Below are 26,460 nucleotides of genomic sequence, written 5' to 3'. Positions count from 1 at the left end.
AATTGTTCATGAACGATTTTCAGAAGAATATTTTTGATCATCTGAAGAAAAAGGCAAACATCGACCCAGAAGATGTCTTCAAAGTGGCGAATTCTGTACAAAATGCTGATTTCAGTGATGAAAAGACGGTCAGACGTCTTGTTCGCCAGCTCGCAAAGGTTGCTAATAAGAACGTGTCTAAATCTAAGGAAGATAAAATCGTTGAAGCAATCACCAAACAAAACATGCCTCTGGATATGAATACCTTAGGCAAGTTTTTAAAATGATTACGAACCAATAGGCGCCTGAGGAGGCGGTCCTTCATTCGTATGCATAAGATATTACGCAGCAATCATTACACATGAGCTGGTCAGGGAATTGTTTAGTCAACCGGAGCAAACCATTTGCTCCGGATTTTTTTATGCTTTTTTCATTTGAAAGACTCAGTAATCCGAAATATTCATTTCATAAAAGCCCCCTTATCTTGAAGAATCAGTTTCGATACGTTTGTGAGACGCTAGGGGCTCCGGGAAAAGGTTCGTCTTGCTCCATCGTCCAGACACACGCGTTATAAGCAGAACAGCAACGGAATGAAAAACACATTCCGTTGCTGTTCTGCTAATGCCAGTCGTGTCTACCAGGACGATGGAGCATTTGAATACTTCATGGGGCGGGCGGTGAGCCTCCTCAGTCTACGCCTTCCGGGGTCTCAGCTGTCCCCCACACCCCATTGGAGTCTCGCCGTTCCCTGCAGCCCCATCCACTCAACAAAAGTCTCGAAATTGAGTCTTCAAGAAAATCGCTATATTCTACAATAACCATTCATCAACAAAATATAGGCGAGAGACATTTGAAGAAAAGGTTGTAAGAACGGCTATACAAGACTGATAGACTCTGTTTTCTCATCTGTCCGTTTATTGATACTTATGGTATAATACCATCAGCAAAGTGTGCTTGAAGGAGGAAGAACTGTGTCTGAATCAATGCTCAAAATGTACATATCCTTCGCAGGGATTATTTCATTGTTCCTGGCTGTTGGTTTGATTTACTTAAGCAGGTATAAATTAAAAGGCTTTCTATCAGTAATGATTGCAGTATTTGCCTATTTGTTTATGATTTTCGGGGGTATCATCATTTTTTATATCGTCCTGAGCGGACCTACAGCCTAACAGGAGGGAGACACCACATGAAACGCTTTATATTCATATTATTGCCCTTGACGGCATTCTTGCTTTCCGGATGTCTATATCCGCAGAACAAGTTGGCAAAGAACCAGGTGCCGAATGACCAGCAGCTTGAGATGGTTCAAAATGCTGTAGATACTTATCAAGAGAAGAAAAACGGTCTTCTGCCTATCAAAACAAAAGATCAAGATACGCCAATCTTCCAGAAGTATCCGATTGAATTCAGTAAGTTGAAAGAAATGAATCTTCTCTCTGAATTACCGGGTACCTCGTTTGAAAACGGCGGCCATTATCAGTATGTCATCATCCATCCTGAAACAGATCCGACTGTGAAAGTACTGGACCTTAGAACGACAGAGGAGGTTCGGTCTTTGCAGGTTAAAGTGAAGTTCTACCGGGATAATAATAAATATCCACCTTTTGGTGATTTCGTAGCTCCAGGGGTGTATGAACTTGATCATGAGAAAATTGGAATGGACGAGCCTCCGATGGTCGACAGTCCCTATTCTGATCAAAAACTTCCCGTTTATCTGGATGAACAGGGAAGAGTGTATATTGATTATCGAAAAGACTTGTACACATACTTAAGAAATGAAGATCACAGTTACGAACATGGAGAAGACATCCGTTACTTGCTGACGGATCATACCCCATTCGTCCCTGCCTATTCCACCACATACACAATAGAAGATGGAGAGCCGGTGTTTTCCAAAGCTCAGCCATCGACATGATTGTTAACCGTTCCTGCATAGAGGGGCGGTTTTTTTCATAGATTTTTAGTGAGCATAAACTAAACTTGATATTACCTTATCTATCCAGCGTTTCTCTTCTCCTGTTTATGCGAATCATCTATGATTGTTTGTCCACTAGAAGTGTCTGTACTTATAATTTCTTGCATATTTCACTAGGACAACGTCATAGAATTAGATTGTCTAGGCTTGTATGAAGGTGAAATTTTATTTGGGAGGGGATCCTTTGGAAAAGGTTGATATCTTCAGTGATATTTCCAAACGGACAAATGGAGATATTTATTTAGGAGTCGTTGGGGCTGTTCGTACTGGAAAATCCACATTCATAAAAAAATTCATGGAGCTCGTAGTATTACCAAATATGGAGGAAGAATCAGAGCGTGAGCGCGCGTTGGATGAGCTGCCTCAAAGCGCAGCCGGGAAGACGATTATGACGACAGAACCTAAGTTTGTCCCTAATCAAGCGGCAAACATCAATATTGATGATCACCTCGACATTCGCGTCCGCATGGTTGACTGCGTAGGCTATGCTGTGAATGGAGCAGTCGGGTATGAAGATGAGCACGGACCAAGAATGATTCATACTCCCTGGTATGAAGAGGCGATCCCTTTTCATGAAGCAGCAGAAATCGGTACTCAAAAAGTAATCCAGGAGCATTCGACCATTGGAATCGTTGTGACAACAGACGGTACCATTGGTGAAATCGCCCGGGCTGATTATGTGGAAGCGGAAGAGAAAATCGTAGAAGAATTAAGGGAAGTCGGAAAACCTTTCATCATGATTGTGAACTCCGCGCAGCCTCATCATCCGAATACGGAGAAATTGAGGGCGAACCTATCTAATAAATATGATATTCCCGTCCTTGCGCTATCCGTAGAGAGCATGCGGGAGAACGATGTTCAAAATGTCCTGCGGGAAGCATTATTTGAATTCCCTGTGCTTGAGGTGAATGTGAACTTACCAAGCTGGGTGATGGTTCTTGATTCCCGTCACTGGTTGAGAAACAACCTTCAAGCAGCGATTGAAGATACAGTTAAGGATATTAAACGATTACGGGATGTGGATACGGTCGTAGGAAACTTCGATCAATACGAGTACATTACGGGTGCTCATATCTCAGGGATGGACCTTGGCGAAGGGATTGCTGAAATCGATCTTCAAGCGCCGGAGCATTTGTACGATCATGTCCTGAAAGAAATTGTCGGAGAAGAAATCCGAGGAAAAGATCATTTACTTGAGATCATGCAGGATTTCTCACATGCGAAGAGAGAGTATGACCAAGTGGCTGATGCCTTACAAATGGTCAAACAGACCGGCTATGGCATCGCTGCACCGACCTTAGAAGATATGACACTTGATGAACCTGAAATCATCAGGCAGGGCTCAAGATTCGGGGTGCGTTTGAAAGCAGTCGCTCCTTCAATCCATATGGTCAAAGTGGATGTCCAATCCGAATTTTCACCAATTATCGGTACAGAAAAACAGAGCGAAGAACTTGTGCGGTACCTGATGCAGGACTTTGAGGAAGATCCACTATCCATTTGGAATTCCGATATTTTCGGAAGATCCTTAAGTTCAATTGTACGTGAAGGCATTCAGGCTAAACTGGCCCTCATGCCGGAAAATGCAAGATACAAATTACAAGAAACGCTCGAGCGTATTATCAATGAAGGATCTGGTGGTATGATCGCAATTATTTTATAACGGCTCCGTGTGAGCCGTTTTTAATTTTTTTTAAGGTATTTAAACAAGGTCAAGCCATAGAGCATCTGGGTGTCTTTTTGACCTACAAAAGTGAGGGAGCCCTGTATAGAATACCTGAGTTTGCTTTCACAATAGAAGACTACAGGAACTTCTTTTTTATTCAAAAAAACACGATAAATGCTTTCTTTTCAGTGTTTTTTTGAAAAAAATTACGAAGTTAAAAGGATTTTTTGAGTTAGATGTCGTAATTACCTATGTGAAGATCAATAAAGTTGTCTAATCCCCGCCATATCAATGTTTTAGTGGGTTTGCCACTTGAAGAAGATTATGGCAGGCGGTACCCAAAATGAAGCGAGATTCAGCTCTGAAGTCGCATTGTTACGCGTTTTTTACATGATTGTCTATTGAATTTCGCTACAAACTCGTTTATTATAAGGCTTGTCATCAAAAGATGGCACCTAAATAAACATTTGAAGTGGATGAAACCACTTGAATGAGTTAAACCTTCTTGGGAGGAGGTGAATGGCATGAATAAAACAGATCTAATCAACGCTGTATCTGAAAAAGCTGATCTTTCTAAGAAAGATGCTACACAAGCTGTAGATTCTGTATTCGAATCTATCATGGATTCACTTAAAGACGGTGATAAAGTCCAATTAATTGGATTCGGTAACTTCGAAGTACGTGAGCGCGCGGCACGTAAAGGCCGTAACCCGCAAACTGGAGAAGAAATCGAAATCTCCGCGAGTAAAGTACCAGCTTTCAAACCTGGTAAAGCCCTTAAAGATGCGGTTAAATAATAGCTACATAGGGCTTCGAAAAAGGGTGCATGTGCACCCTTTTTCTTTTTATTTTTATTAAAAAACCTGTTTTGAGGCCATAATGATGATGAGGCCGTTCTTATGCAGGAGTGAACAAGGTGGATGTTTTGACAACAGTCCCCTTTTTAAGAGATAGTAATGATACTAGAAGGAGGCGGTCCTTATGACTACATCTAACAACGATTTCTTCGTGATAAAAGCTCTTGAAGATGGTGTGAATGTCATCGGTTTGACCCGCGGTACGGATACACGTTTCCATCACTCTGAAAAGCTTGATCGTGGGGAAGTCATGATTGCTCAGTTTACAGAGCATACTTCTGCCGTGAAAGTACGTGGGAAAGCGGTCATTCAAACGAGCCACGGAGAAATGACGAACGAGGCAGAGTGACATTCGCTCTGCGAACGTATACATAGTAAACAGTAAAAGGTCAAATATGCTATAATAGGAATGGTTTAATAGTGTTCAGGAAGGGACAAGGTGATCAAGTTGAATTCTTCAGATAACGACATCAAACAACTCAAACGAAAAATTGCATCGAAAGTTCGCCACCCTTATTTGGTACGTTTTATCCCTGAGCCGACGATCGATGAAGACAAACTTGTCATTTTGTCTTCTATCATGGATCACACGAATTTGTCTGAGGTGAAAAAAGAACAATACATCATTACAACAATGCTTGTTCAGATTGCTCTTGATACACACGATCTCGTTACTTTATCGGATGAAGAAGATGATCGTGACATCATCCGCAGTCGTCAATTGACGGTCCTTGCCGGCGATTATTATAGCGGCCTGTATTATTATCTGCTTTCTCAACTTGACGACATTCCTATGATTCATACGCTTGCTGGGGCAATTAAGGAAATCAATGAATTGAAGATGGAACTTTATTATAAAGATGTGGAGTCATTCCAAGAATTTTTAGAAGGTTTGAAAAAAATTGAGTCTCTGCTTATTCAAAGGGTTGCTTCGTATGTCCAAAAAACAGCCATTAATGATATGGCGGGGGAATGGCTGTTAGCTAAAAAGTTGATGGAAGCAAAGCGCAGCTATCAGGAAGGGAATTTCTCCCCTCTTATTGATGCCCTGATCAAACGCCCGGCTTTACTTGGGAATAGTGGCCAAGTAGTGGTGAACATTGAACAAATGCTGCAAAATCACATGCACCGGCTGGAAACGACGATCACCCAGCTACCCGTCCATTTCAACTGGCTGAAATCTTACATGCACGCGGCTATTCATCATCAATTCAACCATAGAAAGATAGCGGAAGAAGGGTGAATATGGAACCACAATCAAAAGAAGAAAGAGTACATCATGTATTCGAAAAAATTTATGAACGTTATGATAGTATGAATTCAATTATTTCCTTTCAACAACACCGATTATGGCGTAACGATGTCATGAAACGTATGAATGTAAAAAAGGGAGACCATGCTCTTGATGTCTGCTGCGGTACAGGGGATTGGACGATGGCACTGGCAAATGAAGTCGGTACAGAGGGGAAAGTGATCGGCCTTGACTTCAGTGAAAATATGTTGTCTGTAGGCATTAAGAAAAAGCTTGCCGGCAGGGTAAGGCAAGTGGAATTTCAGCATGGTAATGCCATGAGTCTGCCTTACGAAGACCACCAGTTCGATTTTGTCACGATCGGCTTTGGTTTAAGGAATGTTCCTGATTATCAACAAGTTCTAAAAGAGTTGCATCGTGTTGTGAAACCCGGGGGCAAAGTCGTCTGTTTAGAAACTTCACAACCGACCAACCCTGTCTTCAGAAAGCTCTATTATTTTTATTTCGGAAAAATCATGCCTGTATTTGGTAAGCTTTTTGCCAAAAGTTATCAAGAATACAGCTGGCTTCACGAATCAGCGAAAGACTTTCCAGGGAAAAAGGAACTGAAAGAGATGTTTGAAGAAGTCGGGTTCAAAAATGTAACTGTAAAATCCTATACGGGCGGCGTTGCAGCCATGCATATGGGGGAAAAGCAATAACTAAGGATGAAATGCCATGAAACTAGCAATGATTTACTCTTTTCTTAAAAATGACCTTGCGGTAATCGAAGAGGCTGTAAATGATACAATAAAATCCGACAATCCAGTACTGAGAGAAGCTTCCAGCCAATTGTTACAAGCAGGAGGAAAACGGATCCGTCCTGTCTTTGTATTGCTTGGTGGTAAATTCGGTGACTATGATATCGAGCGCATGAAGGCTGTCGCTGTTTCTTTAGAGCTCATACATACCGCTTCCCTTGTTCATGATGATGTCATTGATGAAGCTGAACTGAGACGTGGGGAGCCCACAATTAAATCACGCTGGGATAACAGGATTGCTATGTACACTGGAGACTATATTTTTGCCAGGTCGCTTGAAAATCTATCTGTACTTGAAAATCCCCGGGCTCATCAGATCCTGGCCGGGACAATGGTTGAATTATGTCTAGGGGAAATTGAACAAATCAGAGATAAATACAATATTGAACAAAATCTTCGTACATATTTACGGAGGGTTAAAAGGAAAACCGCATTGCTTATCGCAGCTAGCTGCAGACTTGGTGCTATAGCAGCAAATGCAGAGCCAGCTCATGAGCGTGCTCTTTATCAGTATGGATACTATGTTGGGATGTCCTACCAAATCATTGATGATGTTCTGGATTTCACGGCATCTGAGAAAGAATTAGGTAAACCTGCAGGCAGTGATCTTCTCCAAGGGAATATTACTCTACCTGTTCTTTTTTCTATGGAAGATCATGAGTTCAAAAAGGAACTGGAACATGTTTTTCAGCAGAAGGAAGATCTGACAGCGGCTCAACTTCAATCCTTGATAGAGAAAGTTCAGTCCAATGGTTCGATTGAACGGTCACTGGAACTGAGCGATCGTTATTTGAAAAAAGCTTATCAAGCCCTGAACAAATTACCAGCAAATCGTGCAAAACAGACACTCAAAGGAATTGCAAAGTATATTGGTAAAAGAAGGGCATAAATCTATTGCCTTTCTTGCCTTTGTTTGATAGACTTTTTTATGGCACTTATTAAAAGCGCTTTCACACTATACATAAGATGAGGTGTTTGTCATGGAAAAGACTTTTTTGATGGTTAAACCAGATGGTGTACAACGCAATTTGATTGGTGACATTACAGCAAGATTTGAACGCAAAGGGTTTAAACTGGCAGGGGCCAAGTTGATGGCTATCCCTACAGAACTTGCAGAAGAGCATTATGGTGAACATAAAGAAAGACCATTCTTCGGTGAGCTCGTAGACTTCATCACTTCAGGTCCTGTCTTCGCAATGGTTTGGGAAGGCGAAGATGTAATTGCAACTGCACGTACAATGATGGGAGCTACAAAGCCTTCTGAAGCTGCTCCTGGAACCATCCGTGGTGATCTTGGAGTAACAGTAGGGAAAAACGTCATCCATGGCTCTGATTCAAAAGAAAGTGCTGAAAGAGAAATCGGTTTGTTTTTTGATGAAAAAGAACTTGTCGATTACGAAAAAGATTCACTCAACTGGATTTACTAATGAAAAAGCCACCTTTGAAAGGTGGCTTTTTTCATTTCATAAACATATGAAATGTTATTCCACGATTTTACAGGGTTGTGGAAGACTCAGTTGAAAGATGTTCCCGAGGTCCGTTGCCTGGATTGATCGTCCAGATAGGCTGGGAAGCTACTCGTCTAGTTCCGTCATTCTGACACTCGCGTTATGAGCAGAACAGCAAAGGAATGAAAAGCACCAAGTTGGAAGGTCTCCCTTTATCCCGATTGTTGTCTACTAGCCGTGATTGTTCGTTTACAACCCGACGATGCTGGAGTACGCTTATATGGAATAAGCAGAGGGAGTTTTGGGAATGAGTCAGGATTACTTACAATTCATAGAGAGAGTGCATACAAAAACAGGAATCGATTTATCGCAGTACAAGGAAGCACAAATGAAGCGAAGGCTGACTTCCTTAAGGGAGAAGCGTGGCCACGATGATTTCAGAAGCTATTTCGATGCTCTGGAAAACGATTCACTGTTGTTGAATGAATTATTAGATCGTATGACCATCAATGTATCTGAATTTTACCGGAATAGAAAGAGGTTTGAAGTACTCGAACAAAAGGTCATTCCCTATTTGCTTCAAAGAAAGAAGAAGTTACGGATATGGAGCGCCGCATGTTCTACGGGTGAAGAACCATATACGTTGGCTATGATCTTGAATCGACACATACCTCTTCAACAAGTGGAGATCCTTGCTACAGATCTCGATGGTCATGCCTTAGGGAAGGCTCAAGCAGGCCTGTATCATGAGAGATCATTGAAGGAAGTACCGCCAGAGATTCTTAAGAAATACTTTAGAAAAGAAGGAAGCACCTATCGTGTGATTGATGAGGTCAGAAAGAGTGTCACCTTCAAGAAACACAATCTTTTAGCCGATCGTTATCAAAAAGATTTTGATCTTATTGTCTGTCGCAATGTGATGATTTATTTTACTGAAGAAGCGAAGAAGACCATCTACAAAAATTTCAGTCATTCACTCATTGATGGAGGGATCTTCTTCGTAGGTAGCACGGAGCAGATTTTCTCTCCGCAAACCCATGGATTTGAAGTATATGACACGTTTTTTTATAGAAAATGGCAAAAATAAGTGATCGGAAGCGCTTTCTAATCTTATTTTATAAAAATTCCGATATTTTGACGACACAAATTTACATCCATATGATATAGTAGTATCTAAAATTTAGAACACCCCTACTAGGGGATGAATACATAGGAGGTACGTTTATGCGCTACTTGACCGCTGGTGAATCACACGGAAAGCAATTAACAACAATTATTGAAGGAATTCCTTCTCATCTTCCTTTATTGAGAGAGCAAATAAATGAATCATTGATCAGACGCCAAGGCGGATATGGGCGTGGGAAACGTATGCAAATCGAAAAAGACTTAGTAGAAGTAACAAGCGGGGTTCGCCATGGTTATACTCTTGGTTCTCCCATTACTTTGGTCGTCAATAATGATGACTTTAAACACTGGACAGACATTATGGGGGAAGATCCCCTGCCTGAGGATACACAAAAGATTCGTCGTACCGTAACAAAACCCCGTCCAGGTCATGCAGATTTGAATGGTGGTATGAAATACGGTCATAGAGACATGAGGAATGTCCTCGAACGTTCATCAGCAAGGGAAACGGCAGCACGTGTCGGGGCAGGAGCCGTAGCCAAGGTTCTTTTGAAAGAACTAGGGATTGAGGTGACAGGCTATGTGCGTGAGATTGCAGGCATTGTGTCACATGTCGATGAAAACCTGACCCTGCAGCAGCGTAGAGAAATTTCCGAGGCCTCTCCTGTTCGTACGTTTGACGAAAAGGCGGCAGAGAAGATGATGCAAGCAATTGATGAAGCGAAGAAAGAAGGAGACTCCATCGGCGGGGTAACTGAGGTATACGTAGAAGGAATGCCTCCTGGTATTGGTTCATATGTTCAATATGATCGAAAGCTGGATGCGAAAATCGCTGGATCAGTGATGAGTATTAATGCCTACAAAGGTGTTGAATTCGGCATTGGTTTTGAAGCTGCTCGTAGAAACGGGAGCGAGGTCCATGATGAGATCTTATGGAGCGAGGAAAGAGGGTATTACCGTCGAACCAACCGTCTGGGTGGATTTGAAGGTGGGATGACGACTGGCATGCCGATTGTCGTAAAAGGGGTTATGAAGCCTATCCCTACCTTGTACAAACCGTTACAAAGTGTGGATATAGAGACCAAAGAACCGTTTAACGCAAGCATCGAGCGATCTGATTCCTGTGCTGTCCCAGCAGCTTCTGTTGTGATGGAGCATATTGTTGCTTTTGAGCTCGCTAAAGCCATTACAGATGAGTTTCCAGCTGACTACTTCCCTCGTCTCAAGCGTGCTGTCGATGATTACCGTAAGGAAGTACGTGAATTTTAATGGCATCGGTTACGGTCCGGTCAAGTAGTCATGACTACGATGTTTTGATTGGTAAAGGTTTAAGGCATCAGTTGGATGCCTATCTTTCATCTGAATACACGTCTATATTAGTTATTACAGATAGTACGGTTAAGGAACTTTACTTACAAGAGGTGAAAGAAAGCTTATCAGAAGCAGCTCCTGTATTTACCGCCGTCGTTCCTGCGGGAGAGTCTTCGAAATGTATGACCAGGTACGAAGAGCTCCTAGACCGTTGTGTGGATGTGAACTTGGATCGGAAATCTCTCATTGTCGCCCTTGGTGGAGGGATGATCGGTGATTTGGCAGGGTTTGTAGCATCGACTTATTTACGCGGGATTGATTACATCCAGATGCCTACTACTATTTTAGCTCATGACAGCAGTGTAGGTGGAAAAGTAGCCATCAATCACCCGAAAGGAAAAAACCTGATTGGTTCTTTTTATCATCCAGTGAAGGTAATCTATGACATTGAAACGATAGAAACCCTGCCGGAAAGTGAAATTCGTTCGGGGTATGGGGAAGTAATCAAACATGCATTTCTCAGTGACAAAGACTGGGCGAATCGACTGTTGAAAGGAAAGCTTTCCGAACTGACAGTAGAACAGTTAGAGAGCGATTTAATGAAAGGGATCCAGGTGAAGGCTTCGATCGTAGAAGAGGACGAAAGAGAAGCTGGAATCCGTAAGTACTTGAATTTAGGTCACACCCTTGCTCATGCGATTGAAGCGGAGCTTGGCTATGGTGAAATCACTCATGGGGAGGCTGTTGCCGTAGGGCTTCTATTTATGATGAGATTGAGTAACGAATGTAAAGAGGCGCAGCTCCCGATTGAAGCCTATAAGGAGTGGCTGGATAAAAATAATTATCCAGTTTCCGTATTAACTAAGATTCGTCCCGATCGAATGCTTGAGAAAATGAAGTTGGACAAGAAAACCCTCCGGCAGAAAATCAACTTTGTCCTACTCCATGAACTGAGTGACCCTTATGTTGTGCAAATCGAAGAGGAGCAACTACTAGAACAGATGTTTCTTTTAATAAATGAGGTGAGTGGAGAATGATGGTTCGAGGTGTAAGAGGAGCGACAACGGTTGAAAAAAATGAACATGATGAAATTGTAGAACAATCCTATCAACTGCTTCGAGATGTCATAGTTTCCAATCATATTGAAGCAACAGATGTTGTTTCCGTCTATTTTACAGTGACAGAGGATCTGAATGATGCCTTCCCTGCAAAGTCCCTGAGAAAAATAGATGGATGGACGTATGTCCCGGTCATGTGCATGCGGGAAATCCCGGTGCCTGGCAGTCTTGAGAAATGTATCAGGGTTATGGTGACCGTACAGACGGAAATCGCACAAAAAGATATTCAGCATATCTATCATAATCATGCAAAACAACTGAGACCAGATTTAAAGAGTTGAGAGGAGTATCCCTATGAAAGCCAAAGACATTCTAAAAAATATGAAACCATATAAGCCCGGGAAAGGGATTGAGGAAGTAAAAAAAGAATTCGGTTTGGATCGAATCGTTAAGCTTGCTTCCAATGAAAATCCATTTGGTTTTTCTCCTGTGGTGGAGAAGGAACTGCCGAAACTGATCTCCAATTTAGAAATCTACCCTGATGGATATGGCGCAGAAATCAGAAAGAAAGTCGCCCGTTTCATAGGTGTGGAAGAGAATCAATTGATTTTCGGAAATGGTTCTGATGAAGTGGTGCAAATCATTTGCCGTACCTTCCTTGAGCCAGGTGCCAATACAGTTATGGCGACACCAACATTCCCGCAGTATCGGCACAATGCTTTAATTGAAGGTGCGGAAGTCAGAGAAGTCCCACTCATCGATGGTCACCATGATTTAGAAGGCATGCTTGAAAATATTGATGAACAAACCCGTGTCTTATGGATATGTACGCCGAACAATCCGACAGGCGTCCATATCGACCAAACGACACTGCAGTCGGTCCTGGAACGTACGCCTGATCACGTTCTTGTTGTCATTGATGAAGCTTATTATGAATATTTGGAAGCGGAAGATGCCTTTGACTCCATAGAAGCATTGAATCACTATCCAAACCTGATGGTACTCCGTACTTTCTCTAAAGCTTACGGTTTAGCAGGATTACGAATCGGCTATGGTGTCGGTCATCCAGAAGTCATACAGATTCTTGAACCGTCCCGCGAGCCATTCAACACATCAACGGTTGCACAAGCCGCCGCTCTTTTAGCCTTAGATGACCAGAAGTTTATTGAAGAGACGGTTAAAGAAAACTGGAAAAACAAGAAATCATTGATGCAATTCTGTGAAAATCATGGATTGAATTATTTTGATACCCAGGCTAATTTCCTTTTGATCCATCTGCCTTGCAGTGGTGATGAAATGTTTGAATACTTGTTAACGAAAGGGTTTATCGTACGTTCCGGCGAAGCGCTGGGTCTGCCGAATACCATACGGTTGACCATTGGGAAGAAAGAGGACATGCAGGAGATCCAGGAAGCGATGAAGGAAAAGCTTGCTGCTGTTCGTGAACAATGAAGCAGAACATACTCATCGTTGGTTTAGGACTTATCGGTGGTTCCATAGCGATGAATGTCGCTAAAAAAGAGGATGTCTTCATCATTGGTATGGATGGGGATGAAGAAACCCTTAACATGGCGTTAAAGCAAGGGGTGATCGATCAGGCCTCTTTCAATTTTGAAGAATCCGCCCTTGAAGCGGATGTCTGCATTTTAGCCACACCTATTTCTATTACCATTGATTACATCCATAAACTCGGATCCATGGATTTAAAAAAGCCTTTGCTGGTAACAGACGTGTCTTCTGTGAAAAACCAAGTGCTTGAAGCGGCGAACCGTTTATCCCACCCCTTGCTTTCTTTCGTAGGCGGGCACCCGATGGCTGGTTCACACAAACATGGCTATACAGCTGCAAAACCCCACCTGTTTGAGAATGCGATATACGTGTTGACCCCTTCTGTGCATGCTGATGAGAAGGAAGCAGATGTAATTAAGGACCTTCTATCAAAAACGAAGGCCCGTTTTGTAACATTTACAACGCAGGAACATGATGAGATGACGGCGGTCATCTCTCATTTCCCGCACCTGATCGCTTCTTCTCTCGTTCATCAGGCGAAAGAATGGGAAGGTACACATCCGTATATTAAGCAGATGGCTGCAGGAGGGTTCAAAGACATTACTAGAATCGCCTCCAGTAATCCGAAGTTATGGCAGGATATTTTCTTTCAAAATAAAAAGCTCCTTATTTCCATGCTCGATGATTGGATTGGAGAAATGGAGAGGATAAAAGACTACCTTTCCCAAGGAGAAAAAGAGAAAACTTACAAGTATCTATCTGATGCTAAATTGTACAGAGACGGTCTGCCAACAAAAGATAAAGGGGCCATCCCCTCTTTCTATGACATCTACGTCGATATCCACGACCAACCAGGTGCGATTCGCGATGTGATTGGAATCCTGGCTGAAGAAGCCATCAGCATTAAAAATATCCAAATCCTTGAAATTCGAGAAGGGATCACCGGGGTGCTTAGAATCAGCTTTGCTACAAGTGAAGAACAATGGAAGAGTAAAGAAATATTAGATCATTACCAATATGAAGTGATGATCCAACAGTAGAGGAGGGTTCCTATGTCTAGCATTGAGTTGAAACCTACAGATAAACGGCTAAAAGGAGACTTATCTGTACCTGGAGATAAATCCATCTCCCACCGATCTGTCATCTTCTCGGCATTAGCGGAAGGAACTTCTGTTATTACGAATTTCCTTACCGGTGAAGATTGCTTGAGAACCGTCGAAGCTTTCCGACTCATGGGCGTGAATATAGAGCAAGAGGGTAATAAGATTACGGTTCATGGCAAAGGGATTTCTCACCTAAGCGAACCTTCCCAACCAATCAATTTTGGTAATTCAGGAACAACGGCCCGTTTGATGAGCGGGGTGCTTGCAGGGCTTCCTTTATTTACGACAGCATTCGGAGACGAGTCATTGTCCAAGCGTCCGATGGACCGGGTCACCCAACCGCTTCGTGTCATGGGAGCGGACATTCAAGGGCGTGAAAATGATTCCTTGCTGCCACTTGCCTTCCGAGGTAAAAAGCTTACAGGGACACGTCACGAATTGATAGTGAAAAGTGCTCAAGTGAAGTCTGCTTTACTTTTAGCCGGGATGCTTGCAGAGGGTGAAACAGAAGTGATAGAGCTTGGGGAAACCAGAAATCATACAGAAATGCTTCTTCCTGAATTCGGTGTGGACGTACATGTTGAAGGGAGATCCATCAAAATTAGGGGTGGACAAAAGCCTTCTGCATCAAATATCAAGGTCCCTGGGGATATTTCTTCGGCAGCCTTTTTCCTAGTGGCCGCATCCATTGTCCCTGGTAGTGAGTTGGTGATTCGGGATGTCGGGCTTAATCCGACGCGTGACGGAATTGTAAAAGCTCTAAAAGATATGGGAGCCAATATAGAAGTCCAGGTACATACGCATATTGGAAGTGAACCCGTTGGTGACATCGTCGTTCGTCACAGCCGACTAAAAGGAATGACTTTAGAAGGGGAGCTTATCCCAAATGTGATTGATGAAATTCCGATCCTTGCTCTGGCAGCGACGCAAGCAGAAGGGGAAACAATCATAAAAGATGCAGAAGAACTGCGTTATAAGGAAACAGATCGAATTGCAGCTGTTGTTGAAACGCTCTCCAAATTAGGAGCAGATATTCAAGCACGGGAAGATGGGATGGTTATCCAGGGGGGTACAGCTCTAAATGGTGGAACCATCGATTCATATGGCGATCACCGCATAGGTATGATGGGTGCGATTGCTTCCTTAATTTGCGAGAAAGAAGTTATCGTCAAAAACAAAGAGTGCATTAACATCTCTTACCCATCATTTTTCGAAGATTTAAATCAAGTCTTGAACTAAATTAACTTCATAGTTTATGTAAAGCTCTCATACGATATAAAAAGCCTACTTGGAGGTTTCGTCGTATGGGAGCTTATTGGTTTCAAGGATATGTTGAAAATGACAAAGGTCCCTGTTTTAGTGAATGCACGGTAAAGGAAGAGAAGTTCGTCAGAGATCGTACTGGAAAAGAAGCTTTCAAGTTAATGGTAGTGGATGGATTTCACGTCAGTCCAGGGCATGTGATGCTGGATCATAATGAGCCGCTTGCTTTATCACCCTCCGTAACCGACACAGGCAATCGCTACATAAAAAGAGGGTGTACCTTGTTACTCACACAACACCTAGTGACTAGTTTACGTCACTACCGGAATCAATATGACCATTTTTTAAATCGATGTCAATCTCTGCCTCTCGATTATATGGTCATACCTGTTGTGCCGGCAAAGATGCTGCGGCCTGAAATGGTCCGTTTTTTTGCCAGAAAAGGAAGCCCCTTTTTATGTGTGGAAGTGCAGTCCGCGGGGGAACTGATGGATGTTTGTTGGGAATGGATAGCACAGGCGCAGGCTTACAAACGAATGCCGTTGACATTGTTCGTCAAAGATACAGAGAATACGTCGAACAACTATGCAGAATTGTGGTCTTCACTTTGCGAACAGTATGGTATCATAAAGCTAACAGATGTACAGGATGATGAAATGCTCTCTTTGAAAAATTTAAAAGACAGCGGAATCTATCCTCATAAAGGCGGAATCGTCCCTGGAGGGCATGCGGATTATAATCTCTATCGCTTTTCAGAAGACCGATCGTTTGAAGAGGCGGAGGATTTTAGATATCATAATTCTGTTCCGAATGTAACGGTTATGAATGGACAGGTGAAACAGGTGAACCAAAAGGTCATCGATGAAACGCCTGGCTCCCACATAAAAGTGAAGATTCACAAGCATTTTGTATAAGCGGAAAGGATGTCATCATGGAGGAAATTCAAAAAGCCATTCGTCAAATGGAAGCTCATAAGACGGAAGATGCTATAAAAACCCTAACACAATATTTGCCAGAAGCAGACGAGGAAGAGAAGTTCACAATTGCTGAATTATACATGCAATGGGGGATGCTTGAAGAAGCGAAGATGGTGTTACACGAGCTGATTCAACGCTATCCTAAAGAGCAGGAACTGAAAGTCATGATGGCAGAGATTCACATTGATCTTGATGAAGATGACGAAGCGATTGAACTGCTGAACCAATTTGGTCCGGAAGATGAAGACTATTTGCAGGCACTCGTGCAGCTAGCGGATCTTTATCAGTCTCAAGGACTTTACGAAGTAGCTGAACAAAAATTACTCATGGCAAAAGAAGTCGAGCCGAATTCAGCGATTATCGATTTTGCATTAGGCGAGCTTGCATTCTCAAATGGGGAATATTCAAAGAGTATACCTTATTATGAAAATGCCATGCATCATCAGCCGGTCATCGGAGATATTGAAGTGGCCACTAGACTAGCGGAAGCATATGCAGCCAATGGAGAATTTGAACAAGCACTTGAGTTCTTCCAAAAGGTAGAAGAAGATAATCCTGACGTAATGTTCCGCTATGGTTTTGTAGCTTATCAGGCAAACCGTAACGACATCGCCATCCATGTTTGGGAAGAGTTGATTGAAAAGGACCCTTATTTCCAGTCAGTCTATCCACACTTAGCTCAAGCTTATGATTCAGAAGGTATGCCCAATGAAGCATTGGAAATGGCTAAAAAAGGCCTTGCGAAAGATGAATTCAATAAAGAGCTCTATCATCTTGCCGGTACGTTATCTCATAGACAGGGGAATAAAGAAGAAGGGTACAAGTGGATGAGAGAAGCCGTTGCTCTGGATCCAGGATATAAAGAAGCGATCCTTTTCCTTATTGAAAATTATAAGTCGGACGATATGAATGAAAAGATCATCGATCTGATCAACGAGTTAATTTCTCTTGGTGAGGAAGACCCGAATTACTTGTGGGAACTTGCTCAAGCTTATGAAGAGGAAGAAAGGTTTAAGGAAGCTTATGAACAATATCAACAAGCGTATCCTTCCTTGAAAGAGGATACTGATTTCTTGAAATCCTACGGTTACTTTCTTGTAGAAGAAGGAAGAATGTCTGAAGCACGGCAGATTTTTGAAGAATACCTGGCTATTGACCCTACAGATACAGAAATTGAGGACTTCGTCGAGCGGCTGAAAGAACAATGAGCTGATTAATAAAGCGCAGGAGGGGCGCCCATATGCAAACACCAATCTCTGTGGATGAGAAAAAAGACTTTGTCCGCTGGTTTTTGAATCACTTTCAGTTGAAAAAGCGAGAGAGTGTTTGGATTCTGAATTATTTAATGAACCATGAATCTCTTTTGTCAAGTGTCCATTTTGTCCAGGAAGTGAAGTTTTGTCCGCGCGGCATGGAAATTAGTGCCCAGGGTGTTTCTGACCCACCTTTCCGTTTTTATAAAGGCCAGGTTATGACGAATGATGCCGAGAAGTCGTTTCATGATTTAAGGATGAATCAAGGAGAACCTGTCTATATCCAAATGAATTTTGAGAATGCCCAGCAATGCTCGAAGTATGCCCTTGTCCTTGAAGAAAATCCTTATCTTCCAAAAGACTATTACTTAAATGACAGAGATAAGAATGAAGCGGAACGCCTTCTGTCTGTCAGTCTTTTGCAGCATAGACAGAAAAGCCTGGAGGATCGAATTGACGAAGCTCTCATCAATGGAGCGCGTGATGAGTTCAAAACCTTATGTGGAAAACTTGAAAAAGTCAAACAGGATTTGAATACATTTTTATAAACTAGGGAAGCCGGTACCTTCAAAAGAAGAGTCCCGGCTTTCATTTTTGTTTAAATATAGTAAAATAAAGATAAAATGATACATAGATAAAGGATGAAATGAATTATGAGATGGACTAAAGCAGATACTACGCAATATATACCGGAAAAACAGTATATTGATACCGTAATCATTCCCTTGATACCGTTTGATCCCGGGAACGATCAACACATGGTGAAGCAGGCCTTCCAAAAGGAGCTAAACCAAGTGTTTACGAACCTGATCGAAAAAGAATACAAGGGAAGGATATTCCTAGCACCGGATTATCATTACCTTGAAGGATCACAAGCTGACGAAAAAGAGAGGATCAATCGTTGGATTCATAAGTTCAAAGAACAGCCTTTCCATCACATTTTCCTTTTCACTTTCGACAGTAAATGGAAAAAACACGAAGCAGATCTTGAGGGACACGTTCTATGGGTGCCTGGCATGGGATCAGGTGATATCCAGTCAACAGAAACTCAATCGTACGTTCGTGAACAGGCCCATCAGATTAGTGAATTAATCCAGGCGTATTGGTAACTGGATAAAAGTTCCGACAAGGTTTGATAATTTATTGACCGCGCCTTGAGATTGCGCTATCATGGTAATGTCCTAGTAAACTGTGTGTAATCAATCCATGTCGCATGGATTACAGCATAGAGGGGGGAAAAGTATGAGCGATAAAAAACGAGTATCCCGGCGTCAATTTCTGAACTACACGCTCACTGGTGTAGGCGGTTTCATGGCAGCGGGAATGCTTGCACCGATGGTTCGTTTCGCAATCGATCCTGTATTGAAAACAAAAGAGAGTGGAGATTTCGTCTCCGTAGCTTCCGTTGATGAAATCACGAATGAACCACAGCGTTTTGAATGGACGATCGATCAAGTGGATGCTTGGTATGAATCAGAAGTTCAGAAAACAGCTTGGGTGTACAGAAACGAGAATGATGAAATTGTAGCACTATCACCGATTTGTACTCACTTGGGATGTACGGTTGACTGGGCTTCCAACCAGGAATACCCTAACCAATTCTTCTGTCCTTGTCACGGCGGTCGTTACACGAAAGACGGAACGAACGTGCCAGGAACTCCACCGACGGCACCACTGCCTCACTTTGAGTTCAAAGTAGAAGAAGGTATGCTTTACCTAGGTGAAACGAAAGAATCAGGAGGGGGGGCATAATACATGCTTCAGAAAATTTACGACTGGGTGGACGAGCGTGTAGATATTACCCCGCTTTGGCGTGATATCGCAGATCACGAAGTGCCTGAACACGTTAACCCAGCACACCATTTTTCAGCATTCGTTTATTGTTTTGGTGGATTGACTTTCTTTATTACAGTCATCCAAATCCTGTCTGGTATGTTCCTGACCATGTACTATGTGCCAGACATTGAAAACGCTTGGAAATCTGTGTATTACTTGCAGCGTGAGGTTGCTTACGGTCAAATCGTCCGCGGTATGCACCACTGGGGAGCGAGTCTCGTTATCGTCATGTTATTCTTACATACGCTACGGGTATTCTTCCAAGGGGCTTATAAAAAACCACGTGAGTTGAACTGGGTTATTGGTGTACTTTTGTTCTTCGTCATGTTGGGATTAGGCTTCACAGGATACCTGTTACCTTGGGATAACAAGGCATATTTCGCGACTCAGGTTGGTCTAGAAATAGCAGCAGCCACACCATTTATCGGTGACGGGATTCGGACGTTACTAGCCGGAGATCCATCGATTGTTGGTGCACAAACGCTTACACGCTTCTTTGCTATTCACGTATTCTTCTTGCCGGCTGCACTTTTCGGATTAATGGCGTTCCACTTCATTTTAATCCGTAAACAAGGAATTTCCGGACCACTATAAAATGTATCGTTAAAAAGGAGGGAAAGCTGTGCATAGGGGAAAAGGGATGAAGTTCGTCGGTGATTCACGAATCACGGCTGAACGAAAAGCCAACTTACCAAAAGACTATTCGGAATACCCAGGCCGTACAGAAGCTTTCTGGCCTAACTTCTTGTTGAAGGAGTGGCTTGTAGGATCTGTCTTCTTGATCGGATTTCTTATTTTGACTGCTGCTCACCCATCACCACTTGAGCAACAGGCAGATCCAAACAACGCAGGTTATATTCCATTGCCTGACTGGTATTTCTTATTCTTGTATCAATTTCTTAAATATCAATTCGCAGGTGGAGATTACATCGTACTCGGTGCCATCGTTATGCCTGGACTAGCTTTCGGTGCTTTGCTGCTTGCGCCATTCCTGGATCGTGGTCCAGAACGACGCCCTCAAAAGCGTCCGATTGCTGTAGGATTAATGCTTATCGGTTTTATCGCAACTTTTTGGTTGACTTATGAATCTGTTTCTCATGCCGATTATGAAATGCGTGCAGAGAAATACGGAGTCAACGTGGAAGCGGTTGAATCAACGATTGATAAAGAGCATCCTGGTTATGCGGTTTACGAAGCAAACTGTTTAAGCTGTCACGGGGATGCTTTGCAAGGACAAGGAAACTATCCATCCTTGATTGAAGCAGATGTGACTGTAGAACAAGTCAAAGATATTGCAGTCAATGGTGTCGGTGAGATGCCTGCTGGTATTTTTGGCGGTAGTGATGAAGAGCTTCAACAACTTGCTGAATTCGTCGTCCAAGCTGGCGGTGGTGAAGCCGGTGGAGAAGGCGAAGGAGGATCTGAGGAAGGTTCTTCTGGCGAAGGATCTGAAGGTGAATCTGAAGGTGAATCTGAAGAAGGTTCTTCTGGTGAAGGGTCTGAAGGTGAATCTGAGGAGGGTTCCTCTGGTGAAGAGTCCGAAGGAGGATCCGAGGAAGGTTCATCCGGAGAAGGATCTGAAGAAGGATCTGAGGAAGGTTCATCTGAAGACGGTTCCGGATCTGAAGAATAATTAGATACTTAATTCACTGTAGCCGCGCTTTTAAAAGCGCGGCTATATTTGTATTGGAGGTATGAGGCAACATGAAGCAAATGATCATCTATCTACTGACGAGCCGATCGTTTTTAATTATGCTTTTCTTCATAAATTTATTTGGAACTATTTACGGGTATATATGGTACGAACCTCAGCTTTCTGTGACTGAACCTGTCTTTCTGCTGTTTGTTCCTGATAGTCCGACAGCGAGTTTGTTCTTCACTATATTTCTGGGGTTTTATATTTTTGGAAAAAATGTTCCTTACATAGAAGCACTGGCCATCATCACTCTTTTAAAATATGGAGTTTGGGCAGTCATAATGAATGGTTTGACTTTATTGGAATATGGGTCACTTCCATGGACTGGTTATATGTTGGTTGTTTCACATGGAGCTATGGCTGTTCAAGGGCTTTTGTATGCTCCTTTTTATAAAATAGAAATGAGACATATTGTTGTTGCTGCCATATGGACGCTTCACAATGATGTCATTGATTATGTTTTCGGACAAATGCCGGTCTATCCCGCTATTATTGAGTATATGGATGAAATCGGGTATTTTACGTTTTGGCTGAGTGTCGCATGTATCCTTTGTGCTTATGCCTTAACTGTTCGCGGAAAATCCACGGTCTAAATTTCTTTTCTTTCTCATAAGATGAAATAATACTTGTGAGAGGGGAGAAGTGAAATGGGACGTGTTATGTTGTTGTTCATTTGTTCCCTTATTTTCACAATTGTACCATCCGGCCTTGTACATTCATGGTCGGAGGGATCTCCTGATTGGGAAGCTTTTGCGTCACAATATCGTCGGTTGGCTGCAGATGAAAAGTTTGACCTTGCTGAGCGGCTTTGGAATAGTAAATATGCAGAAATGGAACAATATGTCCAAACCCTTCCGGATCAACATAAGGAAGCATGGACCCGCCTGGATATGTACGGTTCAACAAAAAATCTTGAAGAAACCAGGTGGGAAGAGGGTCTCCTTACTTTCCTGGAAGTTACATCCTCTGATAACCCTTATCCTGTTATAACAGAAAAGCTTGAGCATTTTTCAGACCGTTCTTTATCTTCTGTTCCTCTTGATGACATTGAGAAGGAATGGAATATGATACGTCCAGTTGTTATGAATTTTGTTGATAAGGCAAAAGTCCAAGAAGCCGATCAAGCACTGCAAGAATTATCAATTGTGGATACGGTGACCGGTCGGGAACATTTCAGCGGGAAAATCATAGAGCTCGTTCAAGTAAAGTCACAGGAAGACTGGAATGCTTTTCTATTGACAGTCCTTTTCATAGGTGGCGCGATTTTAGTGACATTGTTGTATGTAGGAGCGATTAATTATAGAGAAAGTTCGAAAAATAGACACACAATGAAGAGTAGTCATAGTTGATTTTTCATGCATTTTTGACTAAAATTGACCTATATACTCACATCCAAGATGGAGGAATGAAAGATGAGTTTTATCATTTACTTTGCGCTGATATTGATTATTCCACTCTGGGCGCAATCAAAGGTGAAAAGCACCTACAAAAAGTATTCAAAAGTTACGACATCCTCAGCCATGTCAGGAGCAGAGGTAGCTAGAAAAATCCTTGATGACAATGGTTTATACAATGTTGCTGTAGAAGAAGTCCGCGGCCATTTAACCGATCACTATGACCCTCGTTCGAAAGTGATTCGTCTTTCAACAGATATTTACCATGGCCGTTCAACAGCCGGAGCTGCTGTAGCTGCGCACGAAGTTGGTCACGCCATTCAGGATGCACAGGATTATGCATTTTTACGCTTCAGAAGTGCTCTTGTTCCCGTGGCAAGTTTTGGTTCTAACATTTCCATCTTTCTTATTATCGGTGGATTTCTACTTGGAATGTCCGGACTTGCCCTGGCAGGAATTGTTTTCTTCGCCGCTGCTGTGTTGTTCCAATTGATCACATTGCCTGTTGAATTCGATGCCTCAAACCGTGCGATGAGTCAATTGGTATCAACTGGAGTCATCCGTAATGATGAAGAGCGTAAAACGAAAAAAGTGTTGAATGCTGCAGCGATGACATACGTTGCGGGTGCTCTGGTTGCACTTGCTGAACTGCTGCGCTTCGTGTTTATGTTCGTAGGTATGAATGAAGAATAACTTAAAAACCGATCCTTATAAAAAGGATCGGTTTTTTGTGTGTAAAGAATCAATCTATTGGATTTTTGTTCTCATCCAGAGTGAAGCCTTCGCCCATCACATCATGTACATGACTGACAGCTACAAATGCGTGAGGATCAATATGGTCAATAATGGACTTGAGTCTAACAATTTCATTTTTACCGATGACACAATAAAGCACATCCCTCTTGGAACCGGAAAAGGACCCTCTTCCTTCGAGTACAGTTACTCCTCTATCCATTTCTTGCATTACGCGCCTTGATATCTCTTCACTTTTTTCAGAAATAATGGTTGTACCTCTCGCAGCGTATGCCCCTTCTTGTATAAAGTCTATAACTCTTGCTCCGACAAAAACAGCTACCAGTGTGTACATCCCTCTTGTGTACTCGAGGTATGTGATAATGGAAACAAAAATAACGAGGGCATCAAAGAGAAACATGGCTCTTCCCATACTCCATCCGAGATATTTATTCACAAGACGTGCGATAATATCGACTCCGCCTGTTGTCCCTCCGTACCGGAAAATAATGCCCAGTCCTACTCCTATGAAAACACCTGCGAACAAAGCAGCCAATGTAAGATCATCGGACAAGTTGAATTCAATCATATAGGTTTGAGAAACCGAAATGAAAACAGAAACAGCTAGGATGCCGATTAGAGAATAAAAGAATGTAGTACGACCAAGAATCTTCCATCCGATGATGAGGACCGGAATATTGAGCACAATATTCATAATGGCAGGGTCCCATTCGAACAAGTATAAAAGTAATAAAGTAATTCCCGTAAATCCGCCTTCTCCTAATTCATTTTGAATGTTGAAATGAACGAGTCCGAAAGAGAAGATGGCGGATCCGATTAAAATCCATATGATATTTTTTAAGCGCAATCCGAAGATTTTCATATGTACACCTCCAATAGTTGTCACACGACTTCAATTATAGATAATTCAACTGAATGCGGCAATAACATCTTTTATATATTGGCTTTTATTACTCCTGGTATTAATTATTGAAAAGGAAATTATTGAAGTATATAGCAACATTGTTGAAGACTCAGTTTCGTGGTATTTCCGTGGTGCGTTACGTGTACTGCTTATACCAATCGTGTCCACCAGGGCAATTCCGCATTTGAACACTTTCCTGTGGGGGAGTGGCAAGCTTTCTCGGGCTATGGCCTGGGGGATCTCGCAGGTCTCCTTTCTCCCAAGGGAGTCTCGCAGCTTCCCAACCACCCCATACAATTATGGTGAGAAACGAACCTCTGTACCAAGTTGTACGGTCTTCCTCTATCCGAATGTTAGATGTATAAAGACCTTTGATCAAACTTTTAAGTGCTATGAAGGCGTTCTATAATACACTTTCCATAATCATACGAACCGACCTTATAGTAGTGGTATCGAGTACCTTGCATGGTAAAGGGGCGGAGGGGAATGGCGAGACTCCTGCGGGAAAAAAGTGCATGGTGAGACCCCGCAGGACGCAGTCGGAGGAGGCTCACCGCGCTCCCGCGGAAAGCGAGCTATTCCCGGAGCCCCCATCCGCCCAACAAAAGTCTCGACACTGCCATCTAACGGGAGCTTATATAAAATAAAGAATTATTTTTATTTGCTCAAACTAAAAAATTTGTCAAATGGCGGGCTTTTGGCTACCATTTAGGGAGAGTCCTTAAAGAAGCGAGGGTTTTTAATGAACTATACGACAAAAGATATCCAAAAAAGAGTAGATGATTACATATCGCAATTTAAAGAAGGTTATTTTTCTCCTCTCAGTCTTCAGGCACGCTTGACAGAAGAAGTGGGGGAGATGGCAAGAGAAATCAACCATAGATACGGGGAGAAACCAAAAAAGAGTACAGAAGAAGATAAAGCTCTTGAAGAGGAACTGGGCGATGTTATTTTCGTCCTTACATGTTTCGCAAATTCACTGGACATTGACCTCTCTGATGCTTTTGAACAATCCATGAGTAAAATTGAGACGAGAGATAAAGACCGCTGGACACGTAAAGAAGGAGGAACAAAAGGTGAATAATATTAAAGTGATTGTTGCAGGCCCTCGTGGTAAAATGGGCAAAGAAGCATTAAAAATGATTCACAATCAACCCACTTTTACTCTTGTGGCTTGTATTGATCGAAAGCACGATGGAATGAGTGTAAAAGAGCTGGATGGCCTTCCTGATATGGAAGCAAATATTTATACGGATGCAGCCACCTGCCTCAGTGAAGTGGAAGCTGACGTACTAATCGATCTGACTACACCAGAGAATGGGTACAAACATACAAAGCTTGCTATTGAAAACGGGGTCAGACCTGTCGTCGGTACAACAGGGTTTTCAGAAGATGAGCTAGCTGAATTGACGACACTCGCCTCGGAAAGAGGGGTTGGGACCATTATTGCTCCTAACTTTGCTATTGGTGCTGTACTCATGATGCAATTTTCAAAGTGGGCAGCCAAGCATTTTCCGGATGTCGAAATCATCGAAAAGCATCATGACCAAAAGCTTGATGCACCTTCAGGGACCGCTCTTAAAACTGCTGAGTTAATTAAAGAAGTGCGCGATCCTCATAAACAAGGACATGAATCAGAGGCTGAGACACTTCAAGGTGCACGTGGGGCGGATGTTGATGGAATGAAAATTCACAGCATGAGGCTTCCGGGGCTTGTCGCTCACCAGGAAGTGATTTTTGGTGGACAAGGAGAAACCCTGACTGTAAAACATGACTCCATTCATCGTGAATCATTCATGAGTGGGGTGAAACTTGCTGCCGAGCGTGTGATGGAACTTGATGTCCTCGTCTATGGTCTTGAACACATACTTGACTAACAGGGAGAGGTTATAATGAATATTGCATTAATTGCCCACGATAAAAAGAAGGAAGATATTATCCGTTTTGCGAAAAAGTACCATTCTATTCTATCCAAGCATCAACTGTATGCTACAGGTACAACAGGTATGCGGATTGCAGATGAAGCAGATTTGAAAGTGACAAGATTTCAATCGGGGCCACTCGGAGGAGATCAACAAATTGGTGCTAAAATTGCCAGTGAGGAAATGCATATGGTTGTCTTTTTCCGTGATCCACTTACAGCACAGCCGCATGAACCCGATATTAGTGCATTGCTGAGGTTATGTGATGTTCACCAAATCCCGGTAGCTACTAACCAGGCTATGGCAGATATTATGATTCATGCTTTGGATCATGAAGATTTTGATTGGAAAGGCATCATTGAAATGAACAGATAACAGG

30 protein-coding genes and 1 pseudogene are annotated in these 26,460 nt (G+C 42.5%); 30 read left to right on the top strand and 1 reads right to left on the bottom strand.

Translation table 11 applies throughout. From position 1 onward, the window contains the following. Positions 1 to 8: 8 nt before the first annotated feature. The 27 genes and pseudogenes from J0K78_RS02315 to J0K78_RS02185 all read left to right on the top strand — a co-directional run bounded on the left by J0K78_RS02315 (position 9) and on the right by J0K78_RS02185 (position 23,195). Entirely contained in the window at positions 9 to 266 is a 258-nt protein-coding gene (locus J0K78_RS02315; RefSeq protein ID WP_089652586.1) for a stage VI sporulation protein F, read from the top strand. A gap of 684 nt (positions 267 to 950) precedes the next feature. Then, the gene (locus J0K78_RS02310; RefSeq protein WP_160913580.1) at positions 951 to 1,148 is read left to right on the top strand and encodes a DUF2768 family protein; all 198 of its coding nucleotides are present in this window, start codon (positions 951 to 953) and stop codon (positions 1,146 to 1,148) included. 17 nt (positions 1,149 to 1,165) lie between these two features. Continuing rightward, a complete protein-coding gene (locus J0K78_RS02305; RefSeq protein ID WP_206945207.1) occupies positions 1,166 to 1,894 on the top strand; it encodes a YajG family lipoprotein in 729 nt (242 codons plus the stop codon). Between the two features lie 244 nt (positions 1,895 to 2,138). Continuing rightward, positions 2,139 to 3,617 carry a stage IV sporulation protein A gene (gene spoIVA, locus J0K78_RS02300; RefSeq protein WP_206945206.1) on the top strand — a complete coding sequence of 493 codons (1,479 nt, stop codon included), beginning with the start codon at positions 2,139 to 2,141 and terminating at the stop codon, positions 3,615 to 3,617. Positions 3,618 to 4,144: 527 nt separating this feature from the next. After that, entirely contained in the window at positions 4,145 to 4,417 is a 273-nt protein-coding gene (locus J0K78_RS02295; protein WP_008638574.1) for an HU family DNA-binding protein, read from the top strand. A gap of 184 nt (positions 4,418 to 4,601) precedes the next feature. Next, positions 4,602 to 4,826 carry a trp RNA-binding attenuation protein MtrB gene (gene mtrB / locus J0K78_RS02290; RefSeq protein WP_160913574.1) on the top strand — a complete coding sequence of 75 codons (225 nt, stop codon included), beginning with the start codon at positions 4,602 to 4,604 and terminating at the stop codon, positions 4,824 to 4,826. A 90-nt stretch (positions 4,827 to 4,916) separates the two neighbouring features. Next, positions 4,917 to 5,720 carry a heptaprenyl diphosphate synthase component 1 gene (locus J0K78_RS02285; RefSeq protein ID WP_160913572.1) on the top strand — a complete coding sequence of 268 codons (804 nt, stop codon included), beginning with the start codon at positions 4,917 to 4,919 and terminating at the stop codon, positions 5,718 to 5,720. A gap of 2 nt (positions 5,721 to 5,722) precedes the next feature. Beyond that, positions 5,723 to 6,430 carry a demethylmenaquinone methyltransferase gene (gene menG, locus J0K78_RS02280; protein WP_206945205.1) on the top strand — a complete coding sequence of 236 codons (708 nt, stop codon included), beginning with the start codon at positions 5,723 to 5,725 and terminating at the stop codon, positions 6,428 to 6,430. Between the two features lie 16 nt (positions 6,431 to 6,446). Continuing rightward, positions 6,447 to 7,418, top strand: a complete 972-nt coding sequence (hepT, locus tag J0K78_RS02275) for a heptaprenyl diphosphate synthase component II (protein WP_206945204.1) — start codon at positions 6,447 to 6,449, stop codon at positions 7,416 to 7,418. Between the two features lie 91 nt (positions 7,419 to 7,509). Continuing rightward, positions 7,510 to 7,956, top strand: coding sequence for a nucleoside-diphosphate kinase (gene ndk, locus J0K78_RS02270; RefSeq protein WP_206945203.1), 447 nt, complete (start codon positions 7,510 to 7,512; stop codon positions 7,954 to 7,956). A 328-nt stretch (positions 7,957 to 8,284) separates the two neighbouring features. Further along, positions 8,285 to 9,064, top strand: a complete 780-nt coding sequence (locus J0K78_RS02265) for a CheR family methyltransferase (RefSeq protein WP_206945202.1) — start codon at positions 8,285 to 8,287, stop codon at positions 9,062 to 9,064. Between the two features lie 137 nt (positions 9,065 to 9,201). Continuing rightward, a complete protein-coding gene (gene aroC, locus J0K78_RS02260; protein WP_206945201.1) occupies positions 9,202 to 10,371 on the top strand; it encodes a chorismate synthase in 1,170 nt (389 codons plus the stop codon). Further along, a complete protein-coding gene (gene aroB / locus J0K78_RS02255; RefSeq protein WP_206945200.1) occupies positions 10,371 to 11,450 on the top strand; it encodes a 3-dehydroquinate synthase in 1,080 nt (359 codons plus the stop codon). The genes aroC and aroB overlap by 1 nt, the downstream gene beginning before the upstream one ends. Beyond that, positions 11,450 to 11,812: a chorismate mutase gene (gene aroH, locus J0K78_RS02250; protein ID WP_206945886.1), complete on the top strand. Its 363-nt coding sequence runs from the start codon at positions 11,450 to 11,452 to the stop codon at positions 11,810 to 11,812. Before aroB ends, aroH begins: the two co-directional genes overlap by 1 nt. Positions 11,813 to 11,825: 13 nt before the next feature. Continuing rightward, a complete protein-coding gene (hisC, locus tag J0K78_RS02245) occupies positions 11,826 to 12,923 on the top strand; it encodes a histidinol-phosphate transaminase (RefSeq protein WP_206945199.1) in 1,098 nt (365 codons plus the stop codon). Beyond that, positions 12,920 to 14,020 carry a prephenate dehydrogenase gene (locus J0K78_RS02240; RefSeq protein WP_206945198.1) on the top strand — a complete coding sequence of 367 codons (1,101 nt, stop codon included), beginning with the start codon at positions 12,920 to 12,922 and terminating at the stop codon, positions 14,018 to 14,020. The genes hisC and J0K78_RS02240 overlap by 4 nt, the downstream gene beginning before the upstream one ends. Positions 14,021 to 14,032: 12 nt before the next feature. Next, complete coding sequence (aroA, locus tag J0K78_RS02235; RefSeq protein WP_206945197.1) at positions 14,033 to 15,322, top strand: 3-phosphoshikimate 1-carboxyvinyltransferase; 1,290 nt, start codon at positions 14,033 to 14,035, stop codon at positions 15,320 to 15,322. Between the two features lie 65 nt (positions 15,323 to 15,387). Continuing rightward, positions 15,388 to 16,260 (top strand): hypothetical protein, encoded by an 873-nt coding sequence (locus tag J0K78_RS02230; protein ID WP_206945196.1) that lies wholly within the window; start codon positions 15,388 to 15,390, stop codon positions 16,258 to 16,260. Positions 16,261 to 16,277: 17 nt separating this feature from the next. Then, positions 16,278 to 17,531, top strand: coding sequence for a tetratricopeptide repeat protein (locus tag J0K78_RS02225; protein ID WP_160913552.1), 1,254 nt, complete (start codon positions 16,278 to 16,280; stop codon positions 17,529 to 17,531). A 32-nt stretch (positions 17,532 to 17,563) separates the two neighbouring features. Beyond that, positions 17,564 to 18,124 (top strand): ReoY family proteolytic degradation factor, encoded by a 561-nt coding sequence (locus J0K78_RS02220; RefSeq protein ID WP_160913550.1) that lies wholly within the window; start codon positions 17,564 to 17,566, stop codon positions 18,122 to 18,124. Between the two features lie 105 nt (positions 18,125 to 18,229). After that, complete coding sequence (locus J0K78_RS02215; protein ID WP_206945195.1) at positions 18,230 to 18,685, top strand: YpiF family protein; 456 nt, start codon at positions 18,230 to 18,232, stop codon at positions 18,683 to 18,685. 133 nt (positions 18,686 to 18,818) lie between these two features. After that, on the top strand, positions 18,819 to 19,328 hold the full coding sequence (locus tag J0K78_RS02210) for a QcrA and Rieske domain-containing protein (protein WP_206945194.1): 510 nt from the start codon (positions 18,819 to 18,821) through the stop codon (positions 19,326 to 19,328). A 3-nt stretch (positions 19,329 to 19,331) separates the two neighbouring features. Then, complete coding sequence (gene qcrB, locus J0K78_RS02205) at positions 19,332 to 20,006, top strand: menaquinol-cytochrome c reductase cytochrome b subunit (RefSeq protein WP_206945193.1); 675 nt, start codon at positions 19,332 to 19,334, stop codon at positions 20,004 to 20,006. A gap of 28 nt (positions 20,007 to 20,034) precedes the next feature. Then, positions 20,035 to 20,805: pseudogene (locus J0K78_RS02200) on the top strand (c-type cytochrome); the annotation flags it as partial. 320 nt (positions 20,806 to 21,125) lie between these two features. Further along, the gene (lhaT, locus tag J0K78_RS02195) at positions 21,126 to 21,701 is read left to right on the top strand and encodes a lipoprotein heptaprenylglyceryl N-acetyltransferase LhaT (protein ID WP_206945885.1); all 576 of its coding nucleotides are present in this window, start codon (positions 21,126 to 21,128) and stop codon (positions 21,699 to 21,701) included. Positions 21,702 to 21,755: 54 nt separating this feature from the next. Then, the gene (locus tag J0K78_RS02190) at positions 21,756 to 22,457 is read left to right on the top strand and encodes a hypothetical protein (protein WP_206945191.1); all 702 of its coding nucleotides are present in this window, start codon (positions 21,756 to 21,758) and stop codon (positions 22,455 to 22,457) included. 63 nt (positions 22,458 to 22,520) lie between these two features. After that, positions 22,521 to 23,195, top strand: a complete 675-nt coding sequence (locus J0K78_RS02185; RefSeq protein WP_160913537.1) for a zinc metallopeptidase — start codon at positions 22,521 to 22,523, stop codon at positions 23,193 to 23,195. 49 nt (positions 23,196 to 23,244) lie between these two features. On the opposite strand, the gene J0K78_RS02180 is transcribed toward J0K78_RS02185, so the two are convergent. Further along, positions 23,245 to 24,117, bottom strand: coding sequence for a YitT family protein (locus J0K78_RS02180; protein ID WP_206945190.1), 873 nt, complete (start codon positions 24,115 to 24,117; stop codon positions 23,245 to 23,247). Between the two features lie 784 nt (positions 24,118 to 24,901). Between J0K78_RS02180 and J0K78_RS02175 the strand changes: the two genes are divergently transcribed. From J0K78_RS02175 to J0K78_RS02165, 3 genes are read left to right on the top strand one after another with little or no spacing between them, the layout of a single operon-like run. Beyond that, positions 24,902 to 25,243, top strand: coding sequence for a nucleotide pyrophosphohydrolase (locus J0K78_RS02175; RefSeq protein WP_160913533.1), 342 nt, complete (start codon positions 24,902 to 24,904; stop codon positions 25,241 to 25,243). Next, entirely contained in the window at positions 25,236 to 26,036 is an 801-nt protein-coding gene (dapB, locus tag J0K78_RS02170; protein WP_206945189.1) for a 4-hydroxy-tetrahydrodipicolinate reductase, read from the top strand. Before J0K78_RS02175 ends, dapB begins: the two co-directional genes overlap by 8 nt. Positions 26,037 to 26,051: 15 nt before the next feature. After that, entirely contained in the window at positions 26,052 to 26,456 is a 405-nt protein-coding gene (locus J0K78_RS02165; protein WP_160913530.1) for a methylglyoxal synthase, read from the top strand. Positions 26,457 to 26,460 lie beyond the last annotated feature (4 nt).

Source organism: Halobacillus sp. GSS1 (assembly GCF_017307035.1).
GTDB lineage: Bacteria > Bacillota > Bacilli > Bacillales > Halobacillaceae > Halobacillus > Halobacillus litoralis.
Note: the sequence above shows the minus strand (reverse complement) of the source record. Positions and strands in the feature narration are given on the sequence as shown.

Coding starts and splice junctions, on each gene's coding strand:
- J0K78_RS02315 (WP_089652586.1), top strand. CDS start 9: ATGAACGATTTTCAGAAGAATATTTTTGATCATCTGAAGAAAAAGGCA.
- J0K78_RS02305 (WP_206945207.1), top strand. CDS start 1,166: ATGAAACGCTTTATATTCATATTATTGCCCTTGACGGCATTCTTGCTT.
- J0K78_RS02295 (WP_008638574.1), top strand. CDS start 4,145: ATGAATAAAACAGATCTAATCAACGCTGTATCTGAAAAAGCTGATCTT.
- mtrB (WP_160913574.1), top strand. CDS start 4,602: ATGACTACATCTAACAACGATTTCTTCGTGATAAAAGCTCTTGAAGAT.
- menG (WP_206945205.1), top strand. CDS start 5,723: ATGGAACCACAATCAAAAGAAGAAAGAGTACATCATGTATTCGAAAAA.
- hepT (WP_206945204.1), top strand. CDS start 6,447: ATGAAACTAGCAATGATTTACTCTTTTCTTAAAAATGACCTTGCGGTA.
- ndk (WP_206945203.1), top strand. CDS start 7,510: ATGGAAAAGACTTTTTTGATGGTTAAACCAGATGGTGTACAACGCAAT.
- J0K78_RS02265 (WP_206945202.1), top strand. CDS start 8,285: ATGAGTCAGGATTACTTACAATTCATAGAGAGAGTGCATACAAAAACA.
- aroC (WP_206945201.1), top strand. CDS start 9,202: ATGCGCTACTTGACCGCTGGTGAATCACACGGAAAGCAATTAACAACA.
- aroB (WP_206945200.1), top strand. CDS start 10,371: ATGGCATCGGTTACGGTCCGGTCAAGTAGTCATGACTACGATGTTTTG.
- aroH (WP_206945886.1), top strand. CDS start 11,450: ATGGTTCGAGGTGTAAGAGGAGCGACAACGGTTGAAAAAAATGAACAT.
- hisC (WP_206945199.1), top strand. CDS start 11,826: ATGAAAGCCAAAGACATTCTAAAAAATATGAAACCATATAAGCCCGGG.
- J0K78_RS02240 (WP_206945198.1), top strand. CDS start 12,920: ATGAAGCAGAACATACTCATCGTTGGTTTAGGACTTATCGGTGGTTCC.
- aroA (WP_206945197.1), top strand. CDS start 14,033: ATGTCTAGCATTGAGTTGAAACCTACAGATAAACGGCTAAAAGGAGAC.
- J0K78_RS02230 (WP_206945196.1), top strand. CDS start 15,388: ATGGGAGCTTATTGGTTTCAAGGATATGTTGAAAATGACAAAGGTCCC.
- J0K78_RS02225 (WP_160913552.1), top strand. CDS start 16,278: ATGGAGGAAATTCAAAAAGCCATTCGTCAAATGGAAGCTCATAAGACG.
- J0K78_RS02220 (WP_160913550.1), top strand. CDS start 17,564: ATGCAAACACCAATCTCTGTGGATGAGAAAAAAGACTTTGTCCGCTGG.
- J0K78_RS02215 (WP_206945195.1), top strand. CDS start 18,230: ATGAGATGGACTAAAGCAGATACTACGCAATATATACCGGAAAAACAG.
- J0K78_RS02210 (WP_206945194.1), top strand. CDS start 18,819: ATGAGCGATAAAAAACGAGTATCCCGGCGTCAATTTCTGAACTACACG.
- qcrB (WP_206945193.1), top strand. CDS start 19,332: ATGCTTCAGAAAATTTACGACTGGGTGGACGAGCGTGTAGATATTACC.
- lhaT (WP_206945885.1), top strand. CDS start 21,126: ATGATCATCTATCTACTGACGAGCCGATCGTTTTTAATTATGCTTTTC.
- J0K78_RS02190 (WP_206945191.1), top strand. CDS start 21,756: ATGGGACGTGTTATGTTGTTGTTCATTTGTTCCCTTATTTTCACAATT.
- J0K78_RS02185 (WP_160913537.1), top strand. CDS start 22,521: ATGAGTTTTATCATTTACTTTGCGCTGATATTGATTATTCCACTCTGG.
- J0K78_RS02180 (WP_206945190.1), bottom strand. CDS start 24,117: ATGAAAATCTTCGGATTGCGCTTAAAAAATATCATATGGATTTTAATC.
- J0K78_RS02175 (WP_160913533.1), top strand. CDS start 24,902: ATGAACTATACGACAAAAGATATCCAAAAAAGAGTAGATGATTACATA.
- J0K78_RS02165 (WP_160913530.1), top strand. CDS start 26,052: ATGAATATTGCATTAATTGCCCACGATAAAAAGAAGGAAGATATTATC.